The 12,852-nt window shown below is 40.9% G+C and carries 10 protein-coding genes; 5 read left to right on the top strand and 5 right to left on the bottom strand.

The genetic code is table 11. The features are described 5' to 3' along the window. Positions 1-15: 15 nt before the first annotated feature. The 4 genes from AN395_RS15235 to AN395_RS15220 form a co-directional block, all read right to left on the bottom strand. A complete protein-coding gene (locus AN395_RS15235) occupies positions 16-2,127 on the bottom strand; it encodes a hypothetical protein (protein WP_054983485.1) in 2,112 nt (703 codons plus the stop codon). Between the two features lie 192 nt (positions 2,128-2,319). Continuing rightward, positions 2,320-4,182, bottom strand: coding sequence for a 1-deoxy-D-xylulose-5-phosphate synthase (gene dxs, locus AN395_RS15230; protein ID WP_054983484.1), 1,863 nt, complete (start codon positions 4,180-4,182; stop codon positions 2,320-2,322). 102 nt (positions 4,183-4,284) lie between these two features. After that, positions 4,285-5,172 (bottom strand): (2E,6E)-farnesyl diphosphate synthase, encoded by an 888-nt coding sequence (gene ispA / locus AN395_RS15225; protein WP_054983483.1) that lies wholly within the window; start codon positions 5,170-5,172, stop codon positions 4,285-4,287. 2 nt (positions 5,173-5,174) lie between these two features. Beyond that, complete coding sequence (locus AN395_RS15220; protein ID WP_054983482.1) at positions 5,175-5,417, bottom strand: exodeoxyribonuclease VII small subunit; 243 nt, start codon at positions 5,415-5,417, stop codon at positions 5,175-5,177. 315 nt (positions 5,418-5,732) lie between these two features. Between AN395_RS15220 and pomA the strand changes: the two genes are divergently transcribed. The 4 genes from pomA (at position 5,733) to AN395_RS15200 (ending at position 10,127) form a co-directional block, all read left to right on the top strand. Next, a complete protein-coding gene (gene pomA / locus AN395_RS15215) occupies positions 5,733-6,500 on the top strand; it encodes a flagellar motor protein PomA (protein WP_004586874.1) in 768 nt (255 codons plus the stop codon). A 2-nt stretch (positions 6,501-6,502) separates the two neighbouring features. Beyond that, a complete protein-coding gene (locus tag AN395_RS15210; protein WP_004586875.1) occupies positions 6,503-7,423 on the top strand; it encodes a flagellar motor protein MotB in 921 nt (306 codons plus the stop codon). A gap of 211 nt (positions 7,424-7,634) precedes the next feature. Beyond that, positions 7,635-8,141, top strand: a complete 507-nt coding sequence (locus AN395_RS15205; RefSeq protein WP_031289574.1) for a hypothetical protein — start codon at positions 7,635-7,637, stop codon at positions 8,139-8,141. 45 nt (positions 8,142-8,186) lie between these two features. After that, positions 8,187-10,127 carry a DNA topoisomerase III gene (locus AN395_RS15200; RefSeq protein ID WP_054983481.1) on the top strand — a complete coding sequence of 647 codons (1,941 nt, stop codon included), beginning with the start codon at positions 8,187-8,189 and terminating at the stop codon, positions 10,125-10,127. 22 nt (positions 10,128-10,149) lie between these two features. Here AN395_RS15200 and AN395_RS15195 read toward each other — a convergent pair whose 3' ends face one another. Further along, complete coding sequence (locus AN395_RS15195) at positions 10,150-11,463, bottom strand: M20 family metallopeptidase (RefSeq protein WP_054983480.1); 1,314 nt, start codon at positions 11,461-11,463, stop codon at positions 10,150-10,152. 94 nt (positions 11,464-11,557) lie between these two features. Here AN395_RS15195 and AN395_RS15190 point away from each other — a divergent pair, with 94 nt between their 5' ends. After that, positions 11,558-12,415 (top strand): tetratricopeptide repeat protein, encoded by an 858-nt coding sequence (locus AN395_RS15190; RefSeq protein ID WP_024031324.1) that lies wholly within the window; start codon positions 11,558-11,560, stop codon positions 12,413-12,415. The last annotated feature ends 437 nt before the right edge of the window (positions 12,416-12,852 follow it).

Here is a 12,852-nt window from a genome sequence, read left to right as displayed (position 1 = left end):
GGTAACGCTATTTAATTACTGGTTTAGCCACGCTGGTAAAATAGCCACTGACTCAGGAGCACTAAATGCCATACTTGCATCGGCACTTATATCTCCCCCTGCGGTACTTAAAATATTATTAAAGCGCATAACTACGTTGTTAGACTTTTCGGCAACGTATAAATCGGTTCCGCTATACATAATATCAACAGGGTTTCCTAATAATGTATTGGGCCCGCTAATCGTCGCGCTTATATTAACTAGCCCCGAGGCATTTGCGGTATTATTTAATACATAAATTTTGCCATCGTCAGCAACGGCTGCGCTGCCTACATCAGAAAGTATTAACGCACCACTTAATGAGTCGTAATCTATTCCATGAATATTGGTAGGCCCTGCTAGTGCTTGTGAATTATTGGCAGGTGTAATTAATCTATCTTCTGTACTTATTGTGGTCTCGCCACTTAGTAGCTTATTTTTAACTTGATCAAATACCGCTACAGTGCCATTAGTTAGCGCAACAAAAGCGCGGTCAGTGTTACTGTCGTAATCAACATCCCACGGGCGTGCATTATTGGCAAAAGTTAAGGTCATAAGAGGTGATACATCGCCGGTGGCACAGCTTGAAAATATAGCAATGCTCGGCGTGGTTTCATTATTTTCAGCCACAAAAATCATTCCACTATCGGAGGCAATATCTAATCCTTTAGGTGAAATAAGGCCCGTATTGCTTCCTGAAATCAGTCTATCTTGGCTGGCGTTAAATGTTTCGCCATCACGGTTATAAGCCACTTTAGTAGAGATGACGATTCCGCCCATTCCTGTACTGGCATTATTGAATGTTGCGTAGCTATTACCTGCTTTATCAAAGCTAACGCTTTCTATTGTTTGGCTTGCATTATAGCTTGCAAGTTCGCTACTTAATGCTGTATTTAAACGGCTAATTTGGCCTGTTGTATCACCCGCAGTGCTTGGATTACTGGATACGGCTATGCCTAATAGCGCCATATTAGGCTCAGTACTATCTGATATATCAGCCATTGAGCTTTGAGTTAGCGTGTTAGTAATTGACTCTGGCTTAGTAGACGCAGTACTTAAATCGGGCGCTATATCGCCACTTTCACCGGCAAATATATTACTAAACACTAAAATTGCATCGTTTGATTTTTCGGCCACACGTAAATCGCTACCCTCAAGGGTAATATCTACAGGGTTGCCTAGCATAGTCGCAGGGCCTGAAATACTGCGTGCAACAGATGTATTACCTTGCGCAGTTGAGGCATTATTTATAACAAAAAGCGCGCCATCGGTAGCATCTGATGCGCTACCAACATCCGATAAAATAAGTTTATTGGTGGTTTCATCATAAACAATACCGTGAATATTTACCGATATTTGCACACCATCGGCATCGCTTGGTGTAATAGTACGACTTGGCATAGCGGTAAATTCACCGCTTACAAAATTATCATAAACCGCGACATCACCGTTGGTAAGTGCTACATAAAGTCGGTCGTTTACGTGGTCATAATCAACATCCCACGGGGCGGCTTCGGTAACAGTGGTAGCAAGCGGCGCGGCATCTCCCGCTGCAGCACTGCCAAATGTGGTAATTTGCATGGCACCAAAATCAGCTATAAATATCAGCCCGCTATTTTTTGCAATCGCTATGCCCTTAGGATTAACCAGTGTAGTGGCAGGGCCTGTAATTTCACGGTCTTGATTAGTGCTAAAGCTTGCACCATCATCGCGATTGACAAGTTGGCATATAGTTTTAATGCTACCATTTTCGCTGTCGCTTGCTTGTATTAAATTACCGAGGCTATCAAAGGCTACGCCTTCATTTGCAGTGGTATTAAAGGTTTTTAATTTGGCAGCGTTCTGGTTTATTAAATCAACAGTGCCTGCGTTTTGCTCACCGTTATTAGCTAAAATAAACGTGGCAGCACTAAAGCCGGGGTTACCGTTTGTGCCATCGCTTCCATCTTGACCATCTGCTCCCGGCGTACCGGCTAAACCGTTTTCTCCATCATCACCGCTACACCCTGAAATACCAAGTACTATCCCAAGCGCTAATGCTGAAAAATAAAGGGGGCGTTTAAGTGAACTGTTTTGTGTATGAAGGTGAGTTAAATTAGCTTTTTTCATCATTTTTACCTTTTAATATTCCATCAAATGAAAGTAAATAACGTGCCTGTTTATACTCCTCAGTACGTACTATTTACTGTGTTAACCTCATAGGGATAACGCGTAGAAATACACATTGGATGCAAATATTTAAAAATAAAAAACAAAAAAGGAGCCATCGGGCTCCCTTTAAAAACTAGCTAGCAAAAATAATTAAGCGATAAACGATTTTATTGAATTTAAAATGCCTTGTTCACCTAAGCCCATTTCATCGTGCATTTGCGCTTGTGTGCCGTGCTTAATAAATTCATCAGGAATACCTAAGTTAAGCACTTTTAGGTTGGCTTTTTGCGCTGCTAAATATTCATTAACCGCTGAGCCTGCGCCACCACAAATAGCGTTGTCTTCAAGCGTTACTATTACATCATGAGTTTGGCTAAGCTCATCTAATAAACTTGTATCAAGTGGCTTAATAAAGCGCATATTAACTAGCGTTGCCCCTAGCTCATTTGCAGCAAGTTGCGCGTTTTCAAGCAAAGTACCAAAGGATAAAATAGCAATTTTAGCACCTTGCTTAATGGTATTGGCTTTGCCTATTTCTAGTAGCGTCATTTCGCTTTGAATATCGGCAGTACCGGCACTACCACGAGGGTAGCGAACTGCTACAGGGCAATTAGCCTTATAACCGGTATAAAGCATACGGCGGCACTCGTTAGTATCACTTGGGGCCATAATAACCATGTTTGGAATACAGCGCATAAAGCTTAAGTCGTACGCACCTTGGTGTGTTTCGCCGTCGGCGCCTACAATACCAGCGCGGTCTATAGCAAAAAGCACAGGTAAGTTTTGCAGTGCAACATCATGGATAAGTTGATCATACGCACGTTGTAAAAAGCTCGAGTAAATAGCTACAACGGGTTTTAACCCTTCACAGGCAAAACCGGCGGCCAATGTGACAGCGTGCTGCTCAGCTATAGCTACATCGAAATATTGCTCTGGGTGTTCTTTTGAAAAACGCACCATACCTGAGCCTTCACGCATTGCCGGGGTAATAGCCATTAATTTTTTATCTTGCTCGGCCATATCACACAACCAGTCACCAAACACCTTAGAGAAAGTGGCGGCGCCAGGTTTAGATTTAGGTAAGCTTGATGTATTAGGGTCAAACTTTGGCACCCCGTGATAGCCAATAGGATCAGCTTCTGCGGGTTTATAGCCTTTTCCTTTTTGAGTTTTTATATGTAAAAGCTGAGGCCCTTTTAAATTACGCATATTACGCAGTGTATCTACGAGCATATTTACATCGTGGCCATCAATTGGGCCAATGTAATTAAGACCTAGTTCTTCAAAGAAGGTACCTGGAATAACCATTCCTTTTAGGTGCTCTTCTACTTTACTGGCAAGCTCTTTAACAGGAGGCACGCCAGAGAGTAACTTTTTACTGCCTTCGCGAATATTTGTGTAAAAGCTGCCAGATAAAATACGCGCAAAGTGATTAGTTAACGCACCGACGTTTTCAGAAATCGACATTTCGTTATCATTTAAAATGATTAACATGTCAGATTTTACATCGCCTAAGTGGTTCATGGCTTCAAATGCCATACCTGCTGTAATGGCACCATCGCCTATAACGGCAACAGTTTTGCGGCCTTTGCCTTCTTTTTGAGCCGCAATAGACATACCAAGTGCTGCCGAAATAGAGGTACTTGAATGGCCTACGCTAAAGGTATCGTATTGGCTTTCTTCACGAAAAGGGAATGGATGTAATCCGTCTTTTTGACGAATTGTATGCATTAAATCGCGTCGTCCCGTTAAAATTTTATGCGGGTACGCTTGATGGCCTACATCCCATACAAGGCGATCTTCTGGTGTGTTATACACATAATGTAGAGCAACGGTAAGCTCAACAGTTCCTAAACCAGACGCTAAATGGCCGCTACTTTGCGAAACAGAGTTGAGTAAATAGTCTCGTAACTCGTTGCTAAACGCAGGGAGTTTATCTTGCGCTATATCGCGTAAGTGGGCTGGTTCGTCAACCAAGTTAAGTAATGGATACTTGCTACTATCAAGTGTCATGGTATTTATTTTATCCTTCGCTAACACCGGTGCTAACTTATTAGTTGTTACCGCTGTTGAGTAATAATGTCAGTGCTAAATGGCAATACGTATATGTAACACTCAATGGTCACGTTTAATCAGGTAGTTTGCCAGCGCCGCTAGAACAGAGGTATCAGCATCTATTTTGTTTAATGCTTGATGCGCTTGCTCTATTAAATTTTGCGCCATTTGCTTGGCACCTTGCATACCTAATAGGGCCGGATAAGTTGCTTTATTAGCAGCTAAATCAGAGCCTTGTGGCTTACCTAAAGTAAATGTGTCACCTTCAACATCTAAAATGTCGTCGTGCACTTGAAATGCCAGCCCTATAGCATACCCAAAAACACTTAAGTTTTCTAAGGTTTGTTTGTCTGCTTTTTCGCTACATAATGCACCCAATGTAATGGCACAGTTGATTAAGGCACCCGTTTTTAATCTATGAATTCGTTCAAGCTGTTGTACTGTAATCACTTTATCTGTGGCTGCAATATCTAGCCCTTGACCGCCGACCATGCCTTCAAGCCCCGATGCTTTAGCCAGTGCACTGATCATTTTTACTTGTGTTGATGCGCTGCAGGTAAAATTGTGAGCCGAGATAAGTTCAAAGGCTAATGTTTGTAGTGCATCGCCTGCTAAAATTGCATGCGCATCGTCAAACTCTATATGGCAAGTTGGGCGTCCACGGCGAAGGTCGTCATCATCCATGGCTGGTAAATCATCGTGCACCAACGAGTAGCTATGAATACACTCAATAGCAGCAGCAAGAATATCTAAATCTTGCTTATTAGCTCCAAGCATTTCACCACTTGCGTAGACTAAAAAGGGGCGTAAACGCTTGCCACCGTTAAATAAGCCGTACTGCGTAGCTTCTTTTACTGTGTGTGCGGTATCAAGGGGTTGATCAAAGTACTGTTGCAGGGTCTTTACGACATCTTGTTGAGCACATTCTATTTTTTCTTGTATGCTCACGGTTATTCCATATCGTTGTTAAATGAAGTAAGCGCTGCTTTTACGTCATTACCCATCAAAATAGACACTTTTTGTTCTGCTTGTTGTAACTTACCCGTTGAGGCGTTAGCTAAGGCTATACCACGCTCAAATTGCTTTAACGACTGTTCAAGCGATAAATCACCTTGTTCCATTTCACCGACAATGGTTGATAGTTCTTCGAGTGCTTGTTCAAAACTTAGGTTTTCAGGTTTTTTAGTCGCCATGTTTAATTTCAGCCAGCATGATAAATTTAGGAGCCAATTTTAGGGGGAATGCTAAACTAGGTCAAAGGATGATCGTTGTTTTTTGAGTTATATCAGTTTAAATCGCATTTTTACCATGTATAAGATGCGTATTAGTGCTCACTGTGTACAATAAAATTAATCAGTCGCTAGGCGAGTAGGGTATCTTGATCTAAAATTAGGCCAAACACAGTGTTTTACACTTTTTTCAAAAATGGCTTAAGTATTTCAGTATCTTGCCGATAAGCAGTTAATAATAAAAGTTTGAATAACAAAGTATAATACTTTGGAGGAAATGTGGATTTAGCAACCATAATTGGGATCCTTGGCGCAATTGGTTTAATTGTCATGTCCATGTTTATGAGTAGTAGCGGTGAAATGGGGATGTTTGCCGATGCGCCTTCTAGTGTAATTGTATTTGGTGGCTCACTATTTATTGTGTTATCAAACTTTACCTTGTCGCAGTTCTTGGGCATAGGTAAGGTTGTTGGTAAAGCATTTATGTTTAAAATCGAATCGCCAGAAGAGCTGATTGAAAAAGCAGTTGAACTTGCTGATTCAGCCCGTAAAGGGGGGTTTTTAGCCCTCGAAGAAGCCGAAATACCAAACCCTTTTATGCGCAAAGGTGTAGATATGCTCGTTGATGGCCACGATGCTGATGTAGTTCGTGCCACGCTTCAAAAAGACATTTCTTTAACCACAACTCGTCACGAACTGGGCGCCGGTTTATTTAAGTCACTTGCCGATATAGCCCCAGCAATGGGTATGATAGGAACGTTAATAGGCTTAGTTGCTATGTTATCTAACATGGATGACCCTAAAGCCATTGGCCCCGCAATGGCGGTGGCATTATTAACTACTTTATATGGTGCATTTTTAGCAAATGTAGTGGCTATTCCTATTCAGGTAAAACTGGAGCTTCGTAAAGACGAAGAAGCCATGAATCAGCGTCTAATACTGGATGCTATTTTAGGTATTCAAGATGGCCAAAACCCGAAAGTAATTGAAGGTATTTTGAAAAACTACCTTGCTGAGTCTAAGCGCAAAGTAGATACCGAGGAGTAACCATGTCTGATCAAGAGTGCAAATGCCCACCCCCAGGTCTGCCTGCTTGGATGGGAACATTTGCCGACTTAATGTCGCTTTTAATGTGCTTTTTTGTACTTTTGCTCGCGTTTTCAGAAATGGATGTACTTAAATTTAAGCAAATAGCAGGCTCGATGAAGTTTGCATTTGGTGTGCAAAACAAAATAGAAGTAAAAGATATCCCTAAAGGGACCTCGGTTATTGCTATGGAATTTACCCCTGGTAAGCCTGAACCTACCCCGATAGAAACCATTCAGCAACAAACCGTTGAAATGACCCAGCAAATGTTAGAATTTCAAGCGGGTGATGAAAGCTCTGCTGGTGGTAGACAAGAGCAACGTGGCGATAAACGTGGTGGCGAGTCACGTAGTACATCGCAGCAGCAATCTTCAGAGCAAGCAACTTCAGCCGCCGATCAAGAACAAACTAACGAGTTAGTAAAAAAAATAGCGCAACAGCTCGAAAAACAAATTATCGATGGTGCAATCGAGCTTGAATCTTTAGGGCAGCAAATCATTATTCGTATCCGTGAAAATGGCTCATTTCCCTCTGGCAGTGCTTTTTTACAACCTAAGTTTAAGCCCATAATTCAAGATATTGGTGAGTTATTAAAAGATGTACCTGGAGAAATTACGGTATCGGGTCACACCGATGATTTTCAGGTTTCTAACGAGTTATATATTAATAACTGGGACTTATCGTCAAAGCGTGCTGTAGCAGTCGCAAGCGAATTACAAACGGTACAAGGGTTTGATAAAAACCGCATGATGGTAGTAGGGCGTGCTGATACTCGTCCACTTGTGCCGAATGATTCAAACGAAGATAGGCGTAGAAATCGCCGAGTAGAAATATCAATCTTACAAGGTAAGGCTAAAGAGTCAGACCCTATTGATGTGCGCTAGGCGAGTAGCGGGCGCTAATTTTTCTAATTAAGTTTCTTTTTAAGGTACTTGATCACCAAAGTATCTTGGCAAGCTCATTATTTTAGCTTAAAGTACATTTCCTTAACATATGTAATGGATGCGCTGTGAAAGTTATAATTAAATATTGTGATATGCCAGGTAATGGTGATGGTACCGACGACGATACAAAAGAAAAATAAGGTAAAACATTTTGCCTGATTGGTTTTTGTATTTCGTTAGTATTTTAAGTAAAAGCTGGGTCTTTATGCTAAGCCCGGCTCTTTTTATATTTTTTATATTTAAAGATTACTTAGCCTTTAGATTTGCATTACTGACCGTCGCTTTTTTCTTCTTTGGGGGGATAACAGCCTCTAGCTTGAGAGAGTTTGACGATATTTATATCTATCGTTATTTAGTTTGGGCGGCTACCGATATTATATGGATGGCGTTAATAGCTTATTGGGGAATAAAAGATAAAGTTTATTTATGGCAATGCGTTATTGGTCAGTTAGTGGTTATTGGCGCACCTATACTACAATTATTCAGATTAGTTGACCGTCACCTTTGGGATTTAGCTTACAGCACCATTATTTACAAAACGTTAATGCCCTTTATCAACATTGGCACCGTCATAGTGTGTTATTTACCTTTAATTATGCTTTTCGCTAAAAAAAGTAATTCCCCCTCAAAAATAGAAAGCGCTCCACCTTCTAAATAGCTGTGCTAAACTACTGTTCATATAAACAGTTAATGAGCAACTCCCATGAAACTCTATATCGCAGAAAAGCCATCACTTGGCAGAGCTATTGCTGATGCATTGCCAAAACCACATAAAAAACACGATGGTTATATAGAAGTGGCTAATGGTGACTGTGTCTCGTGGTGTATAGGGCACTTACTTGAGCAAGCTGAACCTGATGATTATGATGCGCGTTTTAAAAAGTGGCAATTTGAACACCTCCCCATAGTGCCAGAACAATGGCAGCTCAAGGCAAAAACGAAAACGCGTAAGCAATTAACTATTTTAAAAAAGCTAATTAAGCAGGCATCAGTACTCGTGCATGCGGGGGATCCCGATCGCGAAGGCCAATTGTTGGTTGATGAAGTCATAGAGCAAGCCAAAATAAGTAAAACCAAAAAGCAAAGCATTCAGCGTTTACTTATAAGTGATTTAAATTTAGCGGCGGTAAAAAAAGCGCTTACTGCCATGCGTTCAAATCGTGAATTTATTCCGCTTAGTGTGTCGGCGCTTGCGCGTTCACGTGCAGATTGGCTATTTGGTATGAACCTTACGCGTGCTTATACGCTGGCGGGACAAAAAGCAGGCTTTGGCAATGTGTTGTCGGTGGGTCGCGTACAAACCCCAATTTTAGGTTTAGTGGTTAACCGTGATAACGAAATAGCTAACTTTGTGTCAAAACCATTTTATGAAGTGTTGGCGCATTTAATAACCCCTGAGCAGCAAAGCTTTGTGGCCAAGTGGGTACCAAGCAAAGCCTGCGAGCCGTACCAAGATGAAGAGGGCCGCGTTTTAAATAATGCATTAGCCGAAAACGTCGCCTCGCGAATAGCCAATCAACCAGGCGAGGTTACAGCGCTCGAACAAAAACAAAAAAAACAAAGCGCGCCGCTGCCTTATAATTTATCGGCACTGCAAATAGATGCTGCAAAGGCATTTGGTATGGCAGCTCAGCAAGTGCTCGATATTTGCCAAACGCTTTATGAGCGTCATAAGTTAATTACTTACCCTCGTTCTGATAATCGTTATTTGCCTAAAGAGCATCATTTAGATGCGCCTGCAATTTTAAAAGCAATTGCAGCTAATGGCGGTCAAAATACTGAGTTTGTGAATGGGGCAGACGCTAAAAAACGCAGCAAATGTTTTAACGATGCAAAAGTGGCTGCACACCATGCAATTGTACCTACCGCTAAACAACTAAAAACAGCGACTTTGGCGCCTGATGAAGCAAAAGTATATCAACTTATTAGTAGGCATTATTTAATTCAGTTTTACCCCGATTATATTTATAACGAAACTAAAGTAGAGGTAACAATTGCGGGAGGTTTATTTAAAGCCAATGCAAAGCAAGATGTAAGCCTAGGATTTAAGGTATTAATGGGCAAAGCCGAGCTAAAAGATGAAGCAACCTTGCCTCATTTAACAAAAGACATGGCGCTTAACTGCACTAAAGGTGAAGTGGTAGAAAAACACACTACGCCACCGTCTCATTTTACTGATGCAACATTGCTAAGTGCCATGACCGGCATTAGTCGTTATGTGAAAGATTCACAAATTAAAAAAATACTCAAAGAGACCGATGGGTTAGGAACAGAGGCAACCCGCGCAGGCATTATTGAATTATTATTTAGGCGTCGTTTTTTAAAGCGCGAAGGTAAATCAATTAAAGCAACGCAAACAGGCTTGGCACTTATTAGTGTTTTACCAGAGGGTTTAGCTAGCCCCGATTTGACCGCTAAATGGGAGGCGAGTTTAGGCAACATTGCTCAACAAGCAATGAGCTACCAACAATTTTTACAACCACTGCTGGTGGAGCTTGAAGGTTTTGTACAGCAAGCAGCTAGTTGTGATAGCCATGTATTTTCAAAGCTACCTAAAACACCACCTAAAAAGCGCTTTGCTAAGGGTGGTAAAAAAGCAGCATTTAAAAAATCAAATTATAAAAAGAGCTCAGCAACCACTTAATCGCTGAGCTCTCAAATACGGCTTATTTTTTATTAAATAATGCGACTGCAGCGTTACTCATGGCTTTTATACCGGTCGGTAATGCTACTTTATAATCTGGTGCAAATTTACTTGAGTGTAATGAAGGAAGTGTTTGGTTACTTTTCATCGCATTTGTATATTGCTGCTGGTTTACTCCACCTAACCAAAATAACGTAATAGGAATGTTTTCATCAGTTCTACCGTACAGTCCAAAATCTTCACCAGCCATAACCGCTTTTGTCTCAAGTACATTAGTTTCGCCAATTGCATCAGCAATAGCACTCCTAACTATATTAGTTTGCTGAGGGTTATTGTAAGTAGATGGAATAGATTCATCTTCATGAACGTGAACAACAGGGTAGTGTGACTCAGTAAGGCCAGCACTTTGAGCAATACCCGCTGTAATACGTTTTATTGCTGCTATTTGCGCCGTACGTACCTCTGGGTTGTAGCTTCTAAGCGTAAGCTGTAGTTTTACTTCATCGGAAATCACATTATGCTTTGAGCCACCATGAATAGAACCCACAGTCACAACGGAAGGCTCAAGTGGAGAAAGCTCGCGGCTTGTGATTGTTTGTAATGCTAATACCGTACGCGCCGCAATAACTACAGGGTCTACGGTAGTGTGTGGGTAGGCGCCGTGTCCGCCTTTACCTTTTATAGTTATATCTACTGAATCAACACTTGCCATGGTGTATTCATTTTTCATTGATACCTTACCCGCAGGCACGCTGGCACTAACATGCAGCGCAATAACATGATCAGGTTTAGCATATTTACTAAATAAGCCTTCACTTAACATGGCTTTTGCTCCACCGCCAACTTCTTCTGCAGGTTGAGCAACCATCATTAACGTTCCTTGCCACTTATTTTTATGGGCAATAAGTTGCTCAGCAGTACCAATAAACGAGCTCATATGTATATCGTGGCCACAGCCATGCATTACACCTACTTTATTCCCATGCTCGTTGGTCACTTGTACTTTAGATGCATAAGCTTTACCGGTTTGCTCTGTGATTGGTAGGCCATCAGTATCAGTACGAATCATTATTGTAGGGCCGGTGCCATTTTTATAAATCCCTACCACACCGTAGCCGCCAACATTATCTGTTACGTCAAACCCAAGGTTTGTTAATTGCGATGCTATTTTTTGGCCAGTTTCTTGTTCGTGATATGAAAGCTCTGGAGATTGATGTAAGTCGAGGTAAAACTTTTCAATAGCTGGCATACTCTTAGTTAAATCTAAGTTTAGTGACTTAGCGTAAGTAAGTGGGCTTGCTATCATAAATGCTGCAGCTAGATAGGTGATTTTCATGTTTTCCCTCATTATTTGAAAGTATTTAATACTTGTATTTATTATGTTCGTCTCCATATAAAAACCTAAATAAATGAATATGGCAATTAATTCAATGAGCAACATAGTTAGTATCAACGCACAAAACCTTCAGCAAGTACTCGGTGAAACATCACAACAAAAGTTGGTGCTGCTTAACTTCCACTCGCCACAAAGCCCTGAGTGTATTAGCCAAATCGGTATATTAGAAAATTTAGCTACGCAATATAAAGACCATATTGTAGTGGCTAATCTTGATTGTGACGCAGAACAAGCACTCGCCTCGCAATTAGCGCAGCAGGTTGGCTTGCAAACATTACCTACACTTGTATTGTTAAAAGATTCAGCTCCAGTAGATTTATTAGCGGGTGCACAAACAGACGCGCAAATTCGCGAAGCCCTGAGTAAGCATTTACCAGCGCAACAGGACCTACTTCTTGAACAAGCAAAACAAGCATTATTAAAGTCGGACCTAAATGCTGCATTTAATTACGCAAAGCAAGCGTATGAAATAGACAGTGCAAACGCACGTATAAAGCTTGTATTAGCCGATATATGCATTCAAATACACAAGTTAGATGATGCTCAAGCACTCATTGATACCATTGACGCCCAAGAGCAAGATGCTTATTTTCATAATATAAAAGCTAAATGCGAAGCGGCTCTAGAAGCTACCGACTCGCCAGAGATAAAAGAAAAGCAATCTCAAGTAGAAAAGTACCCAAATGACTTAGACCTGAAAATAGAGCTAAGCCAATTGCTAAATGATGCAGGACGAAAAGAAGAAGCACTCGAAACACTCTTCAGCGTACTTAAAAAAGATCTTAACTTTAATGACGCTAAAGCAAGCTTTTTAGCAATTATCGCTTCTCTACCAGATGGAGATGCACTTGCAGCGAAATACAGAAGAAAGCTTTATAGTATTTTGTATTAATACGCGCAGTTAATAAATTAACTTAAAAGCACCTTATAGGTGCTTTTTGCGTTTTATACATCGTTATATTTAAAACAAACTGGGCTTTGCATATAGGTTTAGTTTGTTTTTTGTACTGCTTTTGGCTCTTTAGAGTGAAAAATACACGAAAGAGCTTTTATTTATAGTTTTTATTAAAAAACGCTTGCGTAAAAATCCGTTCTCCCTATAATGCGACCCCACTGAGACGACAGAGCGCAACGCATAGCGAGGCACGAGCTACTCAGTGAGTTGAGTAAAACTTAATTTTAAAAACTTTCAAGTTTAACAAAATTAAGTGTTGACAAAAAAATAGGAAAGCGTAAGATGCGCAGCCCTAGCGAGATAAAGTTTAACGCTTTAATCGCAACGTTCTTTAACAATATAAAGCAATCATCTGTGTGGGCACTCGTACAGAT

Source organism: Pseudoalteromonas sp. P1-30, from assembly GCF_001400005.1.
Lineage (GTDB): Bacteria > Pseudomonadota > Gammaproteobacteria > Enterobacterales > Alteromonadaceae > Pseudoalteromonas > Pseudoalteromonas atlantica.
The sequence above is the reverse complement of the archived record's forward strand: the minus strand, read 5'-3'. Positions and strand labels throughout refer to the sequence as shown.

Excerpts from the sequence above, each read along its gene's own strand:
- AN395_RS15235 (WP_054983485.1), bottom strand. The coding sequence starts at position 2,127 with ATGAAAAAAGCTAATTTAACTCACCTTCATACACAAAACAGTTCACTT.
- dxs (WP_054983484.1), bottom strand. The coding sequence starts at position 4,182 with ATGACACTTGATAGTAGCAAGTATCCATTACTTAACTTGGTTGACGAA.
- AN395_RS15220 (WP_054983482.1), bottom strand. The coding sequence starts at position 5,417 with ATGGCGACTAAAAAACCTGAAAACCTAAGTTTTGAACAAGCACTCGAA.
- AN395_RS15210 (WP_004586875.1), top strand. The coding sequence starts at position 6,503 with ATGTCTGATCAAGAGTGCAAATGCCCACCCCCAGGTCTGCCTGCTTGG.
- AN395_RS15200 (WP_054983481.1), top strand. The coding sequence starts at position 8,187 with ATGAAACTCTATATCGCAGAAAAGCCATCACTTGGCAGAGCTATTGCT.
- AN395_RS15195 (WP_054983480.1), bottom strand. The coding sequence starts at position 11,463 with ATGAAAATCACCTATCTAGCTGCAGCATTTATGATAGCAAGCCCACTT.
- AN395_RS15190 (WP_024031324.1), top strand. The coding sequence starts at position 11,558 with ATGAGCAACATAGTTAGTATCAACGCACAAAACCTTCAGCAAGTACTC.